This window comes from Rhodococcus sp. LW-XY12, assembly GCF_019317345.1.
GTDB lineage: Bacteria > Actinomycetota > Actinomycetes > Mycobacteriales > Mycobacteriaceae > Rhodococcus > Rhodococcus pyridinivorans.
The window spans coordinates 2,525,576-2,545,430 of record NZ_CP079225.1; the positions used below are offsets into that span (position 1 = coordinate 2,525,576).

Annotated in this window: 19 protein-coding genes; 11 read left to right on the top strand and 8 right to left on the bottom strand. The window is 66.9% G+C overall.

The window, feature by feature from the left end; genetic code table 11:
- Nucleotides 1–284: 284 nt before the first annotated feature.
- Nucleotides 285–584, bottom strand: coding sequence for a hypothetical protein (locus tag KXC42_RS11875; RefSeq protein WP_006552048.1), 300 nt, complete (start codon nt 582–584; stop codon nt 285–287).
- Between the two features lie 299 nt (nt 585–883).
- On the opposite strand from KXC42_RS11875, the gene KXC42_RS11880 reads away from it, so the two are divergent.
- Nucleotides 884–1,729 carry an alpha/beta fold hydrolase gene (locus tag KXC42_RS11880; RefSeq protein WP_006552049.1) on the top strand — a complete coding sequence of 282 codons (846 nt, stop codon included), beginning with the start codon at nt 884–886 and terminating at the stop codon, nt 1,727–1,729.
- Between the two features lie 4 nt (nt 1,730–1,733).
- On the opposite strand, the gene KXC42_RS11885 is transcribed toward KXC42_RS11880, so the two are convergent.
- Together KXC42_RS11885 and ligD are read right to left on the bottom strand one after the other, a co-directional pair.
- Nucleotides 1,734–2,135, bottom strand: a complete 402-nt coding sequence (locus KXC42_RS11885) for a TIGR03668 family PPOX class F420-dependent oxidoreductase (protein WP_219130385.1) — start codon at nt 2,133–2,135, stop codon at nt 1,734–1,736.
- 22 nt (nt 2,136–2,157) lie between these two features.
- On the bottom strand, nt 2,158–3,126 hold the full coding sequence (gene ligD / locus KXC42_RS11890) for a non-homologous end-joining DNA ligase (protein WP_094980483.1): 969 nt from the start codon (nt 3,124–3,126) through the stop codon (nt 2,158–2,160).
- 105 nt (nt 3,127–3,231) lie between these two features.
- On the opposite strand from ligD, the gene KXC42_RS11895 reads away from it, so the two are divergent.
- Both KXC42_RS11895 and KXC42_RS11900 read left to right on the top strand, forming a co-directional pair.
- Nucleotides 3,232–4,167, top strand: coding sequence for a formylglycine-generating enzyme family protein (locus KXC42_RS11895; RefSeq protein ID WP_219130386.1), 936 nt, complete (start codon nt 3,232–3,234; stop codon nt 4,165–4,167).
- An 88-nt stretch (nt 4,168–4,255) separates the two neighbouring features.
- Nucleotides 4,256–6,583, top strand: a complete 2,328-nt coding sequence (locus tag KXC42_RS11900; protein WP_219130387.1) for an arylsulfatase — start codon at nt 4,256–4,258, stop codon at nt 6,581–6,583.
- A 63-nt stretch (nt 6,584–6,646) separates the two neighbouring features.
- Here the strand turns inward: KXC42_RS11900 and KXC42_RS11905 are convergent, their stop codons facing one another.
- Both KXC42_RS11905 and KXC42_RS11910 read right to left on the bottom strand, forming a co-directional pair.
- Nucleotides 6,647–7,477 carry an aldo/keto reductase gene (locus KXC42_RS11905; RefSeq protein WP_006552054.1) on the bottom strand — a complete coding sequence of 277 codons (831 nt, stop codon included), beginning with the start codon at nt 7,475–7,477 and terminating at the stop codon, nt 6,647–6,649.
- A gap of 39 nt (nt 7,478–7,516) precedes the next feature.
- Complete coding sequence (locus tag KXC42_RS11910; protein WP_219130388.1) at nt 7,517–8,743, bottom strand: MFS transporter; 1,227 nt, start codon at nt 8,741–8,743, stop codon at nt 7,517–7,519.
- Between the two features lie 162 nt (nt 8,744–8,905).
- Here KXC42_RS11910 and KXC42_RS11915 point away from each other — a divergent pair, with 162 nt between their 5' ends.
- From KXC42_RS11915 to KXC42_RS11930, 4 genes are all read left to right on the top strand, one after another.
- Complete coding sequence (locus KXC42_RS11915; protein ID WP_033098169.1) at nt 8,906–9,397, top strand: MarR family winged helix-turn-helix transcriptional regulator; 492 nt, start codon at nt 8,906–8,908, stop codon at nt 9,395–9,397.
- Nucleotides 9,398–9,597: 200 nt separating this feature from the next.
- A complete protein-coding gene (locus tag KXC42_RS11920) occupies nt 9,598–10,302 on the top strand; it encodes a universal stress protein (protein WP_033098170.1) in 705 nt (234 codons plus the stop codon).
- Between the two features lie 428 nt (nt 10,303–10,730).
- Nucleotides 10,731–11,957: a Na+/H+ antiporter NhaA gene (gene nhaA, locus KXC42_RS11925; RefSeq protein ID WP_218959120.1), complete on the top strand. Its 1,227-nt coding sequence runs from the start codon at nt 10,731–10,733 to the stop codon at nt 11,955–11,957.
- Nucleotides 11,954–13,222, top strand: a complete 1,269-nt coding sequence (locus tag KXC42_RS11930; RefSeq protein ID WP_039587294.1) for a glycosyltransferase family 87 protein — start codon at nt 11,954–11,956, stop codon at nt 13,220–13,222. Before nhaA ends, KXC42_RS11930 begins: the two co-directional genes overlap by 4 nt.
- Here KXC42_RS11930 and KXC42_RS11935 read toward each other — a convergent pair.
- A complete protein-coding gene (locus KXC42_RS11935) occupies nt 13,195–13,905 on the bottom strand; it encodes a FadR/GntR family transcriptional regulator (RefSeq protein ID WP_006552060.1) in 711 nt (236 codons plus the stop codon). The genes KXC42_RS11930 and KXC42_RS11935 overlap by 28 nt on opposite strands.
- A gap of 26 nt (nt 13,906–13,931) precedes the next feature.
- The gene (locus KXC42_RS11940; RefSeq protein ID WP_219130389.1) at nt 13,932–15,665 is read right to left on the bottom strand and encodes an L-lactate permease; all 1,734 of its coding nucleotides are present in this window, start codon (nt 15,663–15,665) and stop codon (nt 13,932–13,934) included.
- Between the two features lie 200 nt (nt 15,666–15,865).
- Between KXC42_RS11940 and KXC42_RS11945 the strand changes: the two genes are divergently transcribed.
- The 4 genes from KXC42_RS11945 to KXC42_RS11960 are packed head-to-tail and all read left to right on the top strand — an operon-like array spanning nt 15,866 to nt 19,009.
- Nucleotides 15,866–16,630 carry a (Fe-S)-binding protein gene (locus KXC42_RS11945; protein WP_024100947.1) on the top strand — a complete coding sequence of 255 codons (765 nt, stop codon included), beginning with the start codon at nt 15,866–15,868 and terminating at the stop codon, nt 16,628–16,630.
- On the top strand, nt 16,627–18,129 hold the full coding sequence (locus tag KXC42_RS11950; RefSeq protein ID WP_006552063.1) for a LutB/LldF family L-lactate oxidation iron-sulfur protein: 1,503 nt from the start codon (nt 16,627–16,629) through the stop codon (nt 18,127–18,129). The genes KXC42_RS11945 and KXC42_RS11950 overlap by 4 nt, the downstream gene beginning before the upstream one ends.
- Entirely contained in the window at nt 18,126–18,749 is a 624-nt protein-coding gene (locus tag KXC42_RS11955; RefSeq protein WP_006552064.1) for an LUD domain-containing protein, read from the top strand. Before KXC42_RS11950 ends, KXC42_RS11955 begins: the two co-directional genes overlap by 4 nt.
- Nucleotides 18,746–19,009, top strand: coding sequence for a WhiB family transcriptional regulator (locus tag KXC42_RS11960; RefSeq protein ID WP_006552065.1), 264 nt, complete (start codon nt 18,746–18,748; stop codon nt 19,007–19,009). The genes KXC42_RS11955 and KXC42_RS11960 overlap by 4 nt, the downstream gene beginning before the upstream one ends.
- Before the next feature lie 503 nt (nt 19,010–19,512).
- Here KXC42_RS11960 and KXC42_RS11965 read toward each other — a convergent pair.
- A complete protein-coding gene (locus KXC42_RS11965; RefSeq protein WP_219130390.1) occupies nt 19,513–19,809 on the bottom strand; it encodes a hypothetical protein in 297 nt (98 codons plus the stop codon).
- Nucleotides 19,810–19,855: the final 46 nt, after the last annotated feature.

Consider the following 19,855-nt stretch of genomic DNA (forward strand, 5'->3'; position numbering starts at 1 on the left):
GCGGAGGAGGTGACCCGACGGTGCCTGTGCCCGCATGGGTCATGCGGGACGGAAAGTCAACGGTTGACGGACGTCGAGTGCTGCAGGTTACATCTTATCGGTAAGCCATTGAGGCCGGAGCGTCGTGTTCGGCGCGGCGACTGCGCCATTGCCGGACACCGACGACCGACAACAGCACACCCAGGACGATCTCGATCGTGGCTCTCGACGTCGACGAGCCGTCCTGCAAACTCGTCGAGAAGGTGCCTCGCTCGCGGCAATCGACAGGACTGATGCGCTGACAACTACCGACTCACAAGGACCGCTCGGGCACGGTCGAGCACAGTGTTCAGCGCACGTTCCGCGGCGACACGGTCGGCCGGATAGACGGCCTCCCAGATACCGGACGTCAGCTCCTCGATGCGATGTTCGATCCTTGCCACGGTTTCTCGTCCGGATTCGCTGAGCCGGTCGTAGCGGATCAGGCCCCGAGCGATCAGGGAATCGACGACCTCCGCAGTGTCCGGTGCGTAGGTGGTGTCGTGGAGCAGAGCGTTGAGAGTCTTCTCGGTGGGGCCGATGAGTTGTGGTCCGAGAGCGATCACGGTTCCTCCAGGAGTGTCGGTGTGCGGACAGCACCTCGAGTCGACTCGAGGTCGATACGCGATGCCATATGGCCGGTCGGTTCTGTAGACCTCGACGGCCGGACCGATGAGATCGAGGAGTTGCTCCGGTCTGTCCTTTCAACGCCACCACTCGTGGCCACTGTCGTGGACTTCGTTCACGCAAATTCGGACAAGACGGAACCCGATCGAGAAGGAGACGAGACCATGGGACATCGACCGCGGCTCGACGGCACCCGCTACGAGGACTCGACCTTGCACACCGGAAGCTCGAGCGAGTCATGACCACCATCAGCGCCAACGGGGTCGACCTCGGCGTCGAGTTCTTCGGCGACGATGACGCACCACTCGTCCTGCTCGTCGGCGGCACGACGATGCTCTCGTGGCCCGACGAACTGTGCACACGGCTCGCCGCGGGTGGGCGTCGTGTCGTGCGATACGACCTGCGGGATTGTGGGGAGTCGACGACGAAGGACCCGGACGCGCCCGGCTACACCCTGCGCGACCTCGCCGACGATGCGGCAGCCCTCGTCGACGCGCTCGATGGCAGGCCGGCGCATCTCGCGGGTATCGGCGTCGGCGGCATGGTCGCCCAAGTCGCCGTGCTCGACCATCCCGACGCATTCCGGGCACTGACTTTGGTCGGGACACGTCCGGTAGCACCGGGCCCGTGCGATCCCGACCTTCCCGATCACGACGCGGCGACGATGAAGCGGGTGTTCGCGCTCCCGATGCCCGACTGGGCCGATCGCACGGCCGTGGCGGAGTTCGCGGCTACCGGCGCCGCGGTCCTCGGCAACGATCCGGACGCCGCGCGCGTGGTTGCCGGGCGCATCTGGGACCGCACCCCGAACGACGAGCCGTCGGTCCAGTCCGCGAATCAGCTCGGAACGGTCTTCTCCAGGCTCGATTGCACGCCCCGCTGGCGAGAACGCTTGCCCGAGGTCGACGTCCCGACTCTCGTCGTGCACGGTCGCCGGGATCCGTTCTTCCCCGTCGGCAACGGAGAAGCCATCGCACGCGAGATCCTGGGAGCGCGGTTGCTCGTCCTGGACGATGCCGGCACCGCGATCCCCGTCGCGGCGGTCGACGAGATCGCCGAGGCGATGCTCGCGCTGGATCGTTAGCTGCTCACGCGGACCAGGACCGCCAGCGCAGCCTGTCGATGGTGATCACCGGTCCCGGTGGTCGTTTCGCTCGGTACTGCGGGTACTTGCGGACGAGTGCGTCGATGCCCGCAGTTCCCTCGGGAGTATCGGCGTCGTGGACCGTGGCGATGCCGTCGATGCGGACCCACCACAGCTGCGACCAGTCGTCGCTGTAATGGTCGACGAGCACGCACACCCGCGGGTTCTCTGCGATGTCGGCGAGGCGACGTAGGCGCCGGGTGGATTTGGGTTTGTCGTCGACGCACGTGTGGATCACGTCGCTGTCGAGCGCGAACACGATCGGAACGAGGTGCGGCGCGCCCGATCCGTCGGCGGTGGCGAGGCGGGCCACTCGGGCATCGGCGACACTGCGACGGAGGTCCATGCGCCTCACGGTAACCGGAAGGTCAGTGTCGGCCGGGGAGATCGACCTCCGGCACCGTCTTGTCGGTGCGTAGTCCTCGCCAGCTCGGATGCCGCAGGCTTCCGCCCGCGTACTCCCGGTACTCGACCTCTCCGACGAGGATGGGCTCCACCCAGTGGGCGCCGTGGGTCTCCCGTGCCGGCGGCGCAACCGCCAGTGGGGTCGTCGGTCGTTCCAAGGGACGCAGCTGCGATCGCAGCTCACGTCGGGTCGCGGCGGTGAATCCCGTCCCGACCCGGCCGATGAACACCAACCGTTCCTCGTCGTCGTGCGCTCCGAGGAGCAGCGAACCGATGCCGCCGGCAGCCTTGCCGGATCCGGGGAGCCACCCGACGACGACCACCTCGGTGTTCCGACGCAGCGGCGTCTTGATCCAGCCGTCGCTGCGGGTCCCGGGTAGATACGGTGCGTCCGGGTCCTTGGCGACGATCCCTTCGAGGCCGTGTTCGCGCGCGACCGTGAGCATGGTCGGTGCGTCGACATCGGTCCAGTAGGGCGACAGCTGAACCCGCGGTCCGGGGACGATCAGATCGTCGAGGACGGCCCGGCGCTCCAGATAGGACAACTCCGTCGTGGACTCTCCGTCGAGAGCGAGGACGTCGAACAGGTAGATCAGCACCGGCAGCTCGGCGCGTAGCTCCTCGGTGGGACGGTGGACGTGCATGCGGCGCTGCAACCGGGCGAAGGACGGCCGCCCTTCGGAATCGAGGGTGACGATCTCGCCGTCGACGATGCAGTCCCGGCCGTCCGTCGCAGTGGTGAGCGGGTGGGGGAGTTCGGGGAAGCTCCGGGTGATGTCGTTGCCGATGCGGCTGGTCAGCCGGCACTGCCCGTCGGTCACCGTGGCGAGGGTGCGCTGGCCGTCCCATTTCATCTCGAACGCCCAGTTCCCGGTCGGCGGCGGACCGAGGGTCGCCAGCATCGGGGACAGTTCCGTCGTCGTGGAGGGCATATCCCGAGTCTGCGGTACGGGGCAGGGACGGGACCGGTGAATGCGCGGTCTCGTCGCGTCGGTGCGTCCCTCGCGCCCCGACCCGGGCCGTGCGAGGCTGACGTCATGACGCGTGCTGCGACACAGAACATGACTCTCATCGCCGGAGGCATGTTCTGGATGGGGTCGGAGGATTTCTATCCGGAGGAGCGACCGGTCCACCAGGTGACGGTCGACGGGTTCTGGATGGACACGCACCCGGTGACCGTCGCCGAGTTCCGGCGCTTCGTGAAGGACACCGGATACGTCACCACCGCGGAGGTCGCGCCGGACCCCGCCGATTATCCGGGCGCCGATCCGTCCCTGCTCGCGCCCGGCTCGCTCGTGTTCACGCCGCCTCCGGGGCCGGTACCGCTCGATGACTACACGAGGTGGTGGTCGTTCGTCCCGGGCGCGAACTGGCGTCATCCCGAAGGGACGGGGAGCACCGTCGGCGGGCGGGAACGCCATCCCGTCACCCACGTGTCGTGGTTCGATGCCCGCGCCTACGCCGAGTGGGCCGGCAAGGAACTGCCGACCGAGGCCGAATGGGAGTTCGCCGCCCGCGGCGGACTCGACCGCACGGCCTTCACATGGGGCGACGAGCACGAACCGAAGGGCCGGCCCGGCGGGAACGTCTGGCAGGGCGAATTCCCGTGGCAGAACCTCGAAACGGACGGATTTGCCGGAACCTCACCTGTCGGACACTTCCGGCCGAACGGGTACGGTCTCCACGACACGGCGGGCAACGTGTGGGAGTGGACCGCCGACTACTTCACCGCCAACCATGCTTCGAGCGGCAAGAACGTCGCGCCGGCGTCGTCGTGCTGCATCCCGACGAACCCCCGCGTCGACACGGCCGAACACGATCCGCGCGAGGCGTATCCGCGCCGTGTCATCAAGGGCGGATCGCATCTGTGCGCCCCGAACTACTGCCTGCGGTACCGACCCGCGGCCCGTCAAGGTGACACCGAGGAGACCGCGACGTGCCATATCGGATTCCGCTGCATCATTCGCCCGTAACAGGGCAGGTTTCACCCTGATCAGGGGTGTGTGCGGCCCGATACCGGTGGTGTACTGGGAACGGATGGGGTGAGAAGAGGCATCCACCATGAGCCAGGATCTGCGTCCGGATCCGATCCCGGGCGGAGGAACTCTGCCGTTCCCACCGGTGCCGTCGGGAAGCATCGCAGGACGGACCATGCAGGAATCGGTCTACAGCCCACGCACACAGCACCGTCGCCTTCCCGATGACGCCCCGAACATCCTCGTCGTCCTCATCGACGACGCGGGTCCCGGTCTGCCGAGCGCATTCGGCGGCGAGGTGAACACACCCACGCTCGACCGCTTGCTCGACGAAGGCATCAGCTACAACCGTTTCCACACCACGGCGATGTGCTCGCCCACCCGCGCATCGTTGTTGACCGGGCGCAACCATCACCGCGTCGGGAACGGGCAGATCGCCGAACTCGCCAACGACTGGGACGGCTATTCCGGGCACATCCCGAAGTCGAGCGCCACCGGAGCAGAGGTGCTGCGCCACTACGGGTACACCGCAGCGGCTTTCGGCAAGTGGCACAACACCCCTGCGGAGGAGACCACCGCAGCGGGTCCCTTCGACAACTGGCCCACCGGAGTCGGTTTCGACTACTTCTACGGTTTCCTCGCCGGCGAGGCGTCGCAGTACGAGCCGAACCTCGTCCGCAACACCACCGTCGTCCTGCCCCCGAAGACTCCCGAGGAGGGCTACCACCTCAGTGAGGACCTCGCCGACGACGCGATCGGCTGGTTGCGCCGCCACAAGGCGCTCGATCCGTCCCGGCCGTTCTTCATGTACTGGGCCAGCGGTTGTCTGCACGGGCCGCACCACATCATGAAGCCGTGGGCCGACCGGTATGCAGGCAAGTTCGACGACGGATGGGACGCATACCGCGAGCGGGTGTGCGAGCGGGCCAAGGAGAAGGGCTGGATCCCACCGGAGGCCGAACTCACCGAGCGGCATCCCACCATGACGGCCTGGGACGACATCCCCGACGACGAGAAGCCCTTCCAGCGACGCCTCATGGAGGTCGCGGCCGGATACGCCGAACACTGCGACGTCCAGGTGGGGCGGTTGTTCGACGAACTCGACCGGCTGGGCTACCGCGACAACACCCTGGTCTTCTACATCTGGGGCGACAACGGTTCGTCCGGTGAGGGCCAGAACGGCACCATCAGCGAACTGCTCGCGCAGAACGGGATCCCCACGACGACGGCCCAGCACATCGCGGCGCTCGACGAACTCGGCGGACTCGATGTTCTCGGCTCGCCGAAGACGGACAACATGTACCACGCGGGATGGGCCTGGGCCGGAAGCACGCCCTACAAGGGCATGAAGCTCCTCGCGTCCCATCTCGGGGGAACCCGCAATCCCATGGTGGTGCGCTGGCCTGCGCGCATCACGCCGGAGCGCACCCCACGCACCCAGTTCCTGCACTGCAACGACCTGGTACCGACTTTCTACGAGCTACTGGGCATCACACCGCCGCGGACCGTCAACGGGATTCCGCAGGATCCGATCGACGGCGCCGGTTTCGCCCGGACCTTCGTGGACCGTGACGCGCCGGCGGGCAAACTCACCCAGTACTTCGAGGTCATGGGCAGCCGAGCGATCTACCACGACGGATGGATGGCGTCGGCCTTCGGGCCCCGCGCACCGTGGCTGCCCGGCCTGCCCGGCGGAATCCGCGATTGGAGCCCGGACGACGACACCTGGGAGCTCTACAACCTCGACGAGGACTGGACGCAGAACCGCGACCTCGCCGAGCAGTACCCCGAGAAGTTGGCCCAGATGCGGGAGATGTTCGCGATCGAAGCGGCCAAGAACAACGCCCTTCCCATCGGCGGGGGCCTCTGGGTCGCGGCAATCCATCCGGAACAACGCATCACCACGCCGTACACGAGTTGGGATTTCACCGGCGACGTCACCCGTATGCCCGAATTCTGTGCTCCTGCACTGGGAAACAAGAACAACCGGGTCTGCATCGAGGTGACCTTCCCGGAGCGGGCGCACGGCGTCCTATATGCGCTGGGTGCCAACGGTGGTGGCCTGACGTGCTTCGCGGACGACGGCTACCTCTGCTACGAGTACAACCTGTTCATCCTGATGCGGACGAAGATGCGTTCGGCGAGCCGCGTCGCACCGGGACACCACCTCGTCGAGGTGGTCACCAAGTACGCCGAAGCGCGCCCCGGTGGTCCGCTGAACGTCCGAATGTCCGTCGACGGGCAGTCGGTGGGGGAGACCGTCGTGCCGGTCAGTGCGCCGTTGCTGTTCACGGCCAACGACTGCCTGGACATCGGCACCTGCCTGGGTTCACCGGTCTCGCTCGACTATTTCGACCGGGCACCGTTCCCGTTCGACGGGAGCATCGACAGGATGACCGTCGAGTACACCTGAACGCAGCTCTTCGAGCGCCTTACCGGCTCCGGGCGGTGGATCCGTCCGGAGCCGCGAGGTCTGTCAGTTGAACTCGTCCGGATGAGGTCCGGTGCGCAGATCGCGATCGGCACCGGCGATGGTCGACATGTCCTCGTCGGTCAGCTCGAAGTCGAAGACCTCGAAGTTCTCCCGGATCCGGGACGGCGTGACGGACTTGGGGATGACGACGTTGCCGAGCTGCAGATGCCAGCGCAGCACCACCTGGGCCGGCGACTTGCCGGTGCGTCCGGCGATCGACGTGATCGCCTCGTCGTCCAGCACGGCGCCCTGGGCGAGCGGGCTCCACGCCTCGGTGGCGATGCCGTGCTCGGCGTGGAAGGCGCGCAGTTCGCTCTGCTGCAGACCGGGGTGCAATTCGATCTGGTTGATCGTCGGGACGAGCGAGCTGCCGTCCAGCAGGCGCTGGAGATGGGCGGGCTGGAAGTTCGACACGCCCGCGGCGCGGAGGCGTCCTTCCTCGACGAGGCGTTCGAGCGCACGCCAGGTGTCGGCATAGAGATCGCGGGCCGGGGTCGGCCAGTGGATCAGGTAGAGGTCGAGACGATCGAGGCCGAGCGCGGCAAGGCTGGTGTCGAAGGCGCGGAGAGTGGCGTCGTAACCCTGATCGGAATTCCACACCTTCGTCGTGATGAACAGTTCGTCGCGGGACAGTCCGGAGTCCGCCAGCGCGCGGCCGACGCCGGCCTCGTTGCCGTAGGCCGCGGCGGTGTCGATGTGGCGGTAGCCGGTCTCGAGTGCGGCGCTGACGGCCGCGGTGGTCTCGTCCTCGGGGATCTGGAAGACGCCGAAGCCGAGCTGGGGGATCTCGACGCCGTTGTTCAGGGTGACGGTGGGGATCGTGGACGATGTCACGAGAGGGTGCTCCTTCGGGGGTGTTCGCGTAGTTCGGGATCAGAGACGGACGGGGTCGACGGCAGCACGGGAGGTGCTGTGGAGGTCAGCTTCCATGGATGGGTGAGTTGCGTTGGCGTGATCGTCCTTTCGCTGTAGTCGGTGGGACAGGACCGCCGGGAGAAGGGCGGACGCGGCCAGGAGGGCCCCGACGGCGTTGGGTGCCGTGTACCCGAATCCGGCGGATATCACCATGCCGCCGAGCCAGGCGGCCAGAGCGTTGCCGAGATTGAAGGCACCGATGTTGGCGGCGGACGCCAGGGTCGGGGCGTCGTGCGCATGGTCGAGGACGTGCTTCTGCAGGGGCGGGACGGTCGCGAAACCGAGAGCGCCGATCAGGAAGACCGCCGCGACGGACACGGTTTTGTCGGAGGCCAGGAAGGTGAACAGACCGAGCACCACGGCCAGACCGGCCAGGGCGGTGTAGAGCATCGGCATGAGATTGCGGTCGGCGAAATGTCCCCCGACGAGGTTGCCGACCATCATGCCGGTTCCGAACACGGCCATCAGCCAGGGAACGGAGGACTCGGCGAAACCGCCGACATCGGTCAGGATCGGTGCGATGTAGGTGATCGCGGCGAACACGCCCCCGAAGCCGAGGACCGTCATGGTCATGGCCAGCACGACCTGGACGTTCTTGAACGCCGCGATCTCGTGACGCAGCCGGACGCCCTCGGGTCGGGGGACGTCGGGGACGAGTTTCGCGACGCCCACGAGACCGACGACGCCGAGCGCGGCGACGACCAGGAACGTCGCCCGCCAGCCCGCGGTGTGGCCGACGAAGGTACCCAGTGGGACGCCGACGACATTGGTCACCGTCAGTCCGGTGAACATCAGGGAGATGGCAGCGGCCTTCTTCTGCGGTGCCACCAGCTCCGCGGCGACCACCGAGCCGATGCCGAAGAACGCTCCATGAGCGAGGGAGGCGACCACGCGGCCGATCAGCATGACGGCGAAGGTGGGCGCGAGGGCAGAGACGGCATTGCCCAGGACGAACAGGCCCATGAGCAGCATCAACATGTTCTTACGGGAGATCCTGGTGCCGAGCGCCGTCATGATCGGGGCGCCGATCATGACGCCGAGGGCGTAGCCGGTGACGAGATATCCGGCGGTGGGGATCGACACTCCGAGATCCGATCCGACCTGGGGGAGCAACCCCATGATCACGAACTCGGTGGTGCCGATTCCGAAGGCACCGATGGCCAGGGCCAGCAGGGCGAGTGGCATGAGAACGATCCTTCGATCGAGAAGCGACGCAGACGCGCTTTACTGGCGTAGACAATAATTGCAGACGCCGACTAACTGCAAGCGCGGGTATAGTGAGCGATGTGGCGACGTCGGCATGCCGTCTGCGTCACCTGTTCGTACGAGCCGACCCAGGAGCCGACCATGACCGCCACGGACCCGTCGATGACTGCGTTGGCCAACAGTTGGTCGGCGCTGTCGCTCCTGCACGGGCGAATCGAGAACCGGATCGAGAGCGCTCTGCAGTCCGGCCACGAGTTGAGCGTGCGCGAATATTCGCTGCTGGACGTGCTCAACCGTCAGCACGACGGGGAGGGCGGGCACCTGCAGATGCGCCAGGTCGCCGACGCTGTGGTCCTCAGTCAGAGCGCGACGACGCGGCTGGTCACCCGGCTCGAGGATCGTGGGTTGCTCTCGCGCTATCTGTGTCCCACCGATCGCCGCGGCATCTACACCGACGTCACCGCTGCCGGGCGGAACCTGCTCGAAGAGGCCCGGCCCACCCACAACACCGCCCTGCGGGAGGCGCTCGACGAAGCCGCGGCCGAACCCGTCCTCGCACCGCTGGTCGACGCCATCCGGCAGTTGCAGGACGGTGATCGGACGGATGCCGCAGGGGGCCCGGCGCGACGCTGACGGGGGGCGACCTCGCGGCGACGTCCTCCGCGCGCAGACCTGTCGGAACAACGGGTGAGATCACGCGGCCGGGTCGGGTATCGTCTCCCCTGGTGTGCCGGGAAGACTGGTCGGCGGGAACAGGTTTCTTCGACGACCCCGGAGGATGACATGAACGCAGCGGTACACCTCTTCTCGGCGCACGCATCTGGGGGCACGCCATGAACTGGGCAGTCTTCGTCGCCTTCCTCGTCGTATGGGTGCTGTCAGGACTCGTGACCGGTCTGTGGATGGCACGTCGAGGCCACGACCCTCGCTGGACGATCATCGCCGTCATCCTCGGACCGCTGTTCGTCCCCATCGCCTTCGAGCGCATCGAGCGTGTTCCCCGGTCCGTCGAAGTGACGACGGTGGCCCGGCAGCACGCCGGGGAGGTCGACGAGGGCGGACTTCGCGTGATGGTCGGCTACGACGGATCCACCGAGGCCAAGCATGCGCTGGATGCGGCGCGACGACTGTTCGGCCCCGCCGGTGGAGTGCTCGAACTCGTCGTCGTGATCTCCTACGACGACGCCGGCGATCCCGACTCCGAACTTCTCGCCACGGTGCGACGACGACTCGAGCAGGCCGTCGAATCGATGGGTGATATTTCGGTGGGATATGCCGTCCTCGCCGGCCCGGCCGGTCGATGCCTGGGTTGGTTCGCCGAGGAACATCACGCCGACGTTCTCGTCGTGGGGCGCCGCGGACGAGGCATGTCCTCCCGGATGCTCGGTAGCGTCGCCGAATACCTCATCGGGCACTCTCATGTGCCTGTGCTCGTCGTCGATCCCACCGTCGTCTCGCCGGATGCGGGTACGAACGAACCCACGGTCGCCGTTCGGGTCGCTCCCGAGGAGAACGTGACGGGCACCGCGTCGAACTGACCCGATGCGGTATGGTCGATCTCGGTGCGCCGGGAAGTCTGGTCGGCAGAAGGAATTACGTCGTCGAACCGGAGGACCCGTGTCTGTACCCGTCTGTCCCGTCGCCACCCGTCGCGCCCGAGCTCTGCAGCCGGCGCAGTGAGCGGCACTCTCGCGAGGCATGCCCACCGCAGCGCCGGAGGTCGCATCGGCCTCCCTGCTGCGTGTCGGCGTCCGACACCGAAATCGCAGGGATGCCCTAGTTTTCGGTATCCGATTCCACTCCGAGGATCGGAACATACTGCCGCCCATGCGGATCGGGTGCATCCGACCCAGCCGGTCCACGTTCGCGTACCGCGTGCCGTCGAGAATTCCGAGGACCTGTGATGCCGAACATCTTCTCCGGAGTCCCTTTCCTCTCTCGCGGAACATGGCAGGACACACGCCGTGTGACGGAGATCCTCCGCAAGGAGACCGTCGGCGGTGTCCTGCTGCTCATCGGCGCCGTCATCGCATTGATCTGGGCGAACACCGGATGGTCGGATTCCTACCACGCCCTGCGGGAGACCCGTATCGGTCCGGCGTCATGGCACCTGGACCTGTCCCTGGGCACCTGGGCGGCCGACGGACTGCTCGCCGTGTTCTTCTTCGTCGTCGGCGTCGAGCTCAAACGGGAATTCGTCGAAGGCAGTCTGCGGGACCTGCGGCGTGCCGCCATGCCGGTGACCGCCGCCCTGGGCGGCATGATCGTCCCGGCCGTGATCTTCGCCGTCATCAATCTTCGTGGTGGCGCCGACGCGTTGAACGGATGGGCGGTCCCGACGGCCACCGACATCGCGTTCGCCGTAGCGATTCTCGCCGTCATCGGTAGTCATCTCCCGTCAGCGCTGCGAACGTTCCTGCTCACCCTCGCCGTGGTCGACGACCTGCTCGCCGTGACCGTGATCGCGGTCTTCTACACCGACGAGGTGAACCTGCTCTACCTGGGCGGGGCGCTGATCCCGTTGGCGCTGTTCGGCATCGCGCTCCGACGCGGCTTCGGTGCCTGGTGGCTCCTGGCGTCGTTGGCGGCGGTGACCTGGTGGCTGGTCCACGAATCCGGTGTGCACGCGACCATCGCCGGTGTACTGCTCGGCTTCGCGGTTCCCGTCGCCCGGCAGGTGGGGGACCGCACGATTCCGCTCGCCGAGCACGTCGAACACCGGATCCGGCCGCTGTCCGCCGGAATTGCCGTGCCGGTCTTCGCCTTCTTCGCCGCCGGCGTCACCGTCGGCGGATTCACCGGCCTGGCGAACGCCCTCACCGATCCCATCTCCGCCGGGGTGATCGCCGGTCTGGTCGTCGGCAAGGTCGTCGGAATCTTCGGGGTCAGCTACCTGGTGGCGCGCTTCACCCGAGCACATCTCGACGACGAGCTGAGTTGGGTGGACGTGCTGGGTGTGTCCCTGCTCGGCGGTATCGGCTTCACGGTGTCCCTGCTCATCGGCGACCTCGCTTACGGTGCAGGCACCGTCGCAGCCGATCACGTGAAGGTGGCCGTGCTGTGCGGATCGTTGCTCAGCGCCGCTCTGGCCTCGACTGTTCTCGTCGCCCGTAACCGTGCCTACCGCAGGATCACGGCAGCCGAGCGGGTCGACGAGGACGGCGACGGGATTCCCGACGTTTATCAGCGATGAGCGAGAGCTCGGATCGCGGTCGGGACGGTGGGCCGTGGTGGGTCCAGCCGACCGTGCGGTCACCGCAGGCTCTGCTGAAGTGTGTCTTCTGGCCGGTCGCCGTGATGCTCGTTGTCCATCGCACGGTGATCCGCGCCGTGGACGGTGCGCGCACGGACGACTTCACTGGCGTCTACCGCGCAGCCGTCGCCTTCTGGAACCGTGAACCGGTCTACACAGCGACGTACGAACACGTCGACCCGCACTACCTCTACCCGCCGTCGGGTTCGCTGCTGATCGCACCGTTCGCGGTCCTCGAACACGAACTCTCGCGATGGGCGTTCATCGGGGTCAACGCGGCGGCCGTCCTCGTCGCCGTGTATCTCGTCGTGCGGATGTTCGGGTACACGGCGCGATCGACGGTGTTCCCGATCGCGGTGACGGTCGCCTTCGCGTCCGAATCGGTGATCAACACCCTGGTGTTCACCAACATCAACGGGGTGATCCTGCTCGGCCAGGTGGCGTTCCTGACGTTGTTGCTGGCGCGGCGGGACCTCTGGGCGGGCGCGGCGATCGGGGTGACCTTCGCGATCAAACCGATTCTCGCGCCGTTGCTGTTGCTTCCCGTGCTGCGCCGCCAGAGCAAGGTTCTCCTGACCGCCGCATTGGTGCCGGTCGGGCTCACCGCATTGGCGTGGCCGTGGGCTGCGGATCCGTGGCAGTTCGTCGAACGCACCGTTCCGTATCTGTTGCAGTCCCGCGACTACTTCAACAGTTCGATCACCGGCAATGGCACCTACTACGGTCTGCCCGAACCACTGATCCTCGCGCTGCGCATCGGTTTCGCGTTCCTCGCCGCGGCCACGATGTATCTGCTCCACCGCTACCACCGGCACGACGAGGTGTTCTTCGTCGTCACCGGTGCCGGCGTGCTGATGACCGCGTCGTTCCTGCTCGGTTCGCTCGGGCAGATGTACTACTCGATGCTCCTGTTCCCGTTGCTCATGAGCGTGGTCCTCCCACAGTCCGTGATGCGGAACTGGCCGGCCTGGCTGGCGGTGTACGGCTTCCTCAGTGCCGACGAATGGTACTCGGGCAGATGGGTGGAGGCGGGACGGTATGCCGAGTACATGCGCCCTACCTGGGGGTGGTCGCTGCTGCTCATCGTGGTATTCGCGGTGCTGGTCGATCGCCGACGATCCACACGCGTCCCCGAACCGGTCACAGACCCTTCGGTGGACATCGCCCGAGTCGGACGTCAGAACGCGTCGGCGCCGAAACTCTGAGTGTAGTAACCGCGGATGTGCTCGACGATGCGCTTGCGGGCGAGCGTGGCATCGCCGGCGCGGACCGCGTCGACGAGACCACGGTGCTCGTGACGCAGCCGCACGCAGGTCATGGGCCAGTCGGTACTTGGTGCGCCCGCGAGGACGTAGCTCTCGATGGAGTCGCGCAGACCGGCCATCATCGCCGCGACGACGAGGTTGCCCGCCGCGTCGGCCATCGCGACGTGGAACTGGGCATCGAGAACCAGGAACTCGGGTGCGGCCAACTCCGGATCGTCCATCGCGTCCAAGAGTTCCTCGGCCTGGATGAGTTCCGGTGCCGGGGTCCGGTCGGCCAGAGTCTGCATCACTTCCGTCTCGAGCACCAGGCGCGTGCGGACGATGTCGGAGACCGGGAAGTTCTGCGCGGCGACCTGCAGGCGCATGAGCATCGACATCCCGCCGGTGGGTCGCGAGACGATCATCGCGCCGGCGTTCGGCCCGGATCCGGTGTGGGTGCTGAGCAGACCGAGGGCTTCCATCACCCGCAGCGCCTCACGAACAGAGGACCGGCCGACGCCGAGTTGTGCGGCGAGCGTGCGCTCCGGGGGCAGACGCTGGCCCGGGCCGAGTTCTCCCGTGACCAGCATCTGCTCCAAGTGGTTGAGCACCTGCTCCCACGCACGACCCTCGGACGACGACATGACTTCAGAGCCTAGTCGATTCCGGATCAGGGAAGCATCCAGGACAACACCGGGGTGGACTGCAGGTAGACCAGCACACAGAGGATGACGAGCATCGCGACGCTGTAGCCGATCACCTTGCGCAGCAACACCGATTCGCTGCCCGGCCGATCGACTGCGGTGGCAGCGATGGTGAGATTCTGCGGGCTGATCAGCTTGCCGACCACACCACCGGAGGTGTTCGCCGCGACCAGCAGAGTCGGGTCGATGCCGGCGGTCTGCCCGGCGGCCTGCTGCAGGCGGGCGAACAGGGCGTTGGCGGAGGTGTCCGAGCCTGTGACGGCGGTGCCGAGCCAACCGAGGATCGGGGAGAACAGGGCGAAGATCGCGCCGGTTCCGGCGAGCCACGTGCCGATCGCGACGGTTTGGCCGGACTGATTCATCACGTAGCTCAGACCCAGGACGGTGGCCACCGTGGCGATGGCGAGCTTCATCCTCACGACGGTGGTGCCGAAGGTGGCCGCGGCCCGGCGGACGGTCAGCGGGAACATGCCACCGCTGTCCCACCGTGCGTAGACGAGGGTGACGATCGCGCCGCTGAGCAGCAGCAGTGTTCCCGGCGACGACAGCCACGAGAACGTGTAGACCGCGCTGCTCGATGCGTCGCCGTTGCCCGTGATCAGATTGCCGTACAGGCCGGGCCACTCGATCTTGACGTCGGTGGCGGCGAGACGCTCCGGCAGATCGACACCGACGGTCCACAGCTTCGCGATACCGAACACCGTGATGACCAGTAGATACGGGAACAGGGCCATGACGACGCGCGAAGCGGTCAGCGATTCGTCGGCGACGGGACGCTGCGGAGCGTGAGCGCCTCCGGGTCCCTCCTTGCCGGCCTGGACCGCGACGGCATCGGTGCGGGTGCGGGTGCGTGATAGTTGGTCCTCGGGGGTCCGCGGCTTCCAGACCTGGAGCATGAGCACGGCTGCGGTGAGGCCGGCGAGCGAGGCGACGACATCGGTGAGTTCGTACGAGAAGTGGCTCGAGCACCAGAACTGGGCGAGTGCGAAGGTCGTGCCGGTGACCAGTGCGATCGGCCAGGCCTGCCGGACACCGCGACGACCGTCGACGAGGAAGAGCAGCAACAGCGGCACGAAGAGCGCCAGGACGGGTGTCTGACGGCCGACGACGGCAGCGATCTCGGTGGCGGGGATGTCGGTCAGGGCGCCGGCGGTGGTGATCGGGATGGCCATGGCGCCGAAGGCGACCGGTGCGGTGTTGGCGATCAGGACCGTGACCGCGGCCCGCAGGGCGGGCATACCGAGGGTGACGAGCATGGCGCCGGTGATCGCGACGGGTGCGCCGAATCCGGCGAGTGCTTCGAGCATGCCGCCGAAACAGAAGGCGATGAGCATCGCCTGGATCCGCATGTCGCCGTGACCGATCGAGTTGAAGATGCGCCGCAGATCCTCGAACCGGCCACTGACGACGGTGAGTTCGTAGAACCAGATCGCGGTGATCACGATCCACATCACCGGGAAGAGCCCGAAGGTGATGCCCTGCAGGGCGGACAGGCCGGCCAGCGGCGCGGGCATGTCGAAACCGATGATCGCGACGACGAGGGCACCGAGTCCGGAATACCAGGCCTTGAGTTTGAAGCCGGCGAGTAGGACGAAGAATGTCAGCAGCGGCGCAAGGCCCACGAGAGCCGATGCGGTGAGGCTGCCTGCGATGGCGTCAGTGGCGGGAGTGAATGTCACCGCCGATATACGGGTTGCCACACGAAACTCCTGTGGTTGCGCCGCTGTCGGCGGCGGATGTGATTTCGACCGATGTGGTCAGACCACGTGAAGGTACACCATGGTCCGCGTCACAGTCGACCCCCCGACGGAATGTGCGGTCGATATCCGAAAATGTGCGGCGCATCTCCGGAACGTGTGGTTCAATGTGGTCAGACCACACCCTCGATGCGGAGATCTCCATGCGAATCGCCCTGTTCGCGACGTGCCTCGGCGACACGATGTTCCCGAAAGCCGTTTCGGCCACCGCCCTGCTCCTCACCCGGCTCGGGCACGACGTCGTCTTCCCCGAACGCCAGACCTGCTGCGGCCAGATGCACGTCAACACGGGTTACCAACCCGACGCGCTGCCGCTCGTCGAGAACTACGTCGACGCCTTCGACGACACCAGTATCGACGCCGTCGTCGCCCCTTCCGGATCATGCGTCGGATCCGTTCGCCACCAGCACGAAATCGTCGCCTCCCGTTACGGTTCCGCGTCGTTGTGCGGGCGGGTCGACACCGTCAAGGCCAAGACGTACGAGTTGTCCGAATTCCTCGTCGACGTCCTCGGCGTCACCGACGTCGGCGCCTACTTCCCCCACCGGGTGACCTATCACCCCACCTGCCACTCGCTGCGGATGCTGCGAGTGGGGGAGAAGCCGCTCCAGCTGTTGCGGGCCGTGCGCGAGATCGACCTCGTCGAACTGCCCGAGGCCGACTCGTGCTGCGGATTCGGCGGCACCTTCGCGATCAAGAACGCCGAGACCTCCACCGCGATGCTCGCCGACAAGCTGAACAATGTCGCCGCCACCGGTGCCGAATACTGCAGCGCCGGCGACTCGTCGTGCCTGATGCACATCGGTGGCGGTCTCACACGACTGCGCACCGGTACCCGCACCATCCACCTCGCCGAGATCCTCGCCTCCGTGGAACCGGCTGTCGCCCCCAAGGGAGTGCCCGCGTGACCGCACTCGGTATGCCCGTCGTCCCGCCGCGTGGATCCGGAAATCTGCGCGGCATCAGGAAGTTTCCCGACGCAGCGCACCAGGAACTCGCGAACCCGCAGTTGCGCCGCAACATCGGCAAGGCCACCCACACGATCCGTGCCAAGCGACTGGACGTCACCGGGGAACTGCCCGACTGGGAGCAACTGCGCGACGCCGGCGCCGCCATCAAGACCGACGTGCTCAACCGCCTCCCGGAGTTGCTCACCCAGCTCGAGGAGGCGGTGACCGCGCGCGGCGGCGTGGTGCACTGGGCGGCCGACGCCGCCGAGGCCAACGCCATCGTCACCGACCTGATCCGGAAGACGGGATCCGACGAGGTCATCAAGGTCAAATCGATGGCCACCCAGGAGATCGGACTCAACGAGCACCTCGAGGAACAAGGGATCGCGGCCTACGAGACCGACCTCGCCGAGCTCATCGTCCAGCTCGGCCACGACAAGCCCTCGCACATCCTCGTGCCTGCCATCCACCGCAACCGCGCCGAGATCCGCGAGATCTTCCTGCGTGAGATGCCGGACGTCGACCCCGACCTCGACGACAACCCCCGTCATCTCGCAGCCGCGGCACGAAAATTCTTGCGACACAAGTTCATGACGGTGCCGGTTGCGGTGTCGGGCGCGAACTTCGGCATCGCCGAGACCGGCACCCTCGCCGTCGTCGAATCCGAGGGCAACGGCCGCATGTGCCTGACGCTGCCGCAGACGCTCATCACCGTCATGGGTATCGAGAAGCTGCTGCCCACCTTCCGCGACCTCGAGGTGTTCCTGCAGCTGCTGCCGCGCTCGTCGACGGGAGAGCGCATGAATCCCTACACGTCGATGTGGACCGGTGTCACCCCCGGCGACGGCCCGCAGGAATTCCACCTCGTACTGCTGGACAACGGCCGCACCGCCGCGCTCGCCGACGAGATCGGACGTGAAGCACTGCACTGCATCCGTTGCTCGGCCTGCCTGAACGTGTGCCCGGTCTACGAGCGCACCGGAGGCCACGCCTACGGCTCGACCTATCCGGGCCCGATCGGCGCCGTCCTCAGCCCGCAATTGGCCGGGATGGACGAACCCGACGACCCCAACGCCAGCCTGCCGTTCGCATCGAGCCTGTGCGGTGCCTGCTACGACGCCTGCCCCGTCAAGATCGACATCCCCTCGTTGCTGGTGGAACTGCGCCACCAGAAGGTCGAACACGCCCGCTTCGGACCCGAGGCCGCGGCGATGAAGGCCGCCTCGCTGGCCATGTCGACCTCACGACGCTGGACGGCCGCGCAGAAGGCCGCCGGGCTCGGCCGCGTCCTCGCCGGCAAAAAGGGAAAGATCACCCATCTTCCCGGTCCACTGGCCGGCTGGACAGACGCCCGCGACATGCCGGCCCCGCCGAAACAGACCTTCCGGCAATGGTGGGCATCCGACGAAGGACGTGCCGCGCTCGCGAAGGCACGCGAGGAAGGACAGCAGCGATGAGCAGTCGCGACGCGATTCTCGGCCGGATCCGTTCGGCGCAGACCCTGGCACCGCCGGCACCGGTCGAGGTACCGCGCGACTACCGTCTCGGACGCACCCTGCCGGACGCCGAACGCCGTGAGCTGTTGGTCGACCGACTGGTCGACTACAAGGCCCACGTGCACCAGAGCACGCCGGAGGATCTACCCGTCGTGCTGGCGAAGATTCTCACGGATCGCGGGGTGCGCCGCGTCGGGATCCCGGAGGGCCTGGAACGCTCGTGGATGGCGGAGTTCGGTGGCGAGGTGGTGGTCGACTCCACCGACCGACCTGCAGCCGACCTCGGTGATCTCGACGGGGTCGTCACCGGCTCTGCGGTCACCTGCGCCGAGACGGGCACGATCTTCCTCGACGGCAACCCCGACCAGGGGCGACGCGCGCTGACACTGGTCCCCGACCTGCACGTGTGTGTGGTGGCGATGGGCGACGTCGAGGTGGGAGTGCCCGAAGCGCTGGCCCGGCTCGTCCCGGAGCGGCCGATCACGATGATCAGCGGACCGTCCGCGACGTCGGACATCGAACTCGAACGCGTCGAGGGCGTGCACGGCCCCCGCACACTGGAGGTGGTGATGGTCGGATGACCATGCTGACCGAGCGTGTCCGGCCGCGACTCGGATGGCAGCAGCATGCCAACTGCCGGACCTCCGACGAGTACTTCTTCTTCGCCCCGGAGGGCGAACCACCGAACATCCGCAGGCGGCGCGAGGTCGTCGCGAAGCGCATCTGCGCGAACTGCCCGGTGCTGGCCGAGTGCCGCACCCACGCGATACTCAGCGGCGAACCGCACGGAGTGTGGGGTGGACTGTCGGAACACGAACGGCTGCAACATCTCAACCACTGACCGCACACGATCTTCGGTCTTTCCGACCTCGAGAACTGCGCGGCCGCAGGTGGCGTCCCGTGCCTGATGAAGGGCAACACGTTCACTGTCTGCGGCTTCACTCGCGGGCACCTCGTATGGGTGCCGCAGCTCGCCGTCAACATTTTCGGGTACAACGCCGGATCGTGGCGCACCGATCGGCATCCCCGCGGTTCCTGGTGGATACAACCGGGGACGGTCGCGCGGACAACATGGGGTTCGGCAGCGTCGATGTGTGGCTGCACAGATCGTGACCGCATTCGAACGACGGGTTCCGGCCGGTGCGTCGCATCGGCCGGAACCGCTCATCTCAGGTTCATGGTTGCCCCGATTCGAACGTGAGGACCTCGTGAGCGAGGAAACGGAAACCCGCGAGGGCGGTAGACCCTCGCGGTGTCGGTGTCCTCCTCGTAGGAATGGAACCAGGTACCGATGATCGACGACGGTTCGCTCACAGTGCGTCCTGACGGGTCCGTGGTGGGTGATCAGCCGACGCGGTCCAGGATTGCGCCGATCTGATCGAGAAGCGACCGGAGCGAGGCGATCTGACGTCGCAGCTCGTCCACCTCGCCGTCGAGTGACACAAGTGCCGAGGTATCGGCTCGTGTCCCGCCGTTGCCGGACGGACCGAGCGCAAGTGGGTCCGTCTGGGCCGGGTCCATCGTCCCGAGCAGGAACGGCGCACGCGGTCCTTCCAGGTACGCCCGCATGCGGAGCGACTGCCCGGAGGTGAACATGAGCATCGCATCGCCGTCGTCGCCCCAGATGCGGCGTAGGCTCAACCAGCGACCGATCTCGTATGTCGCGGTGCGACCGAGATGGAAGGGA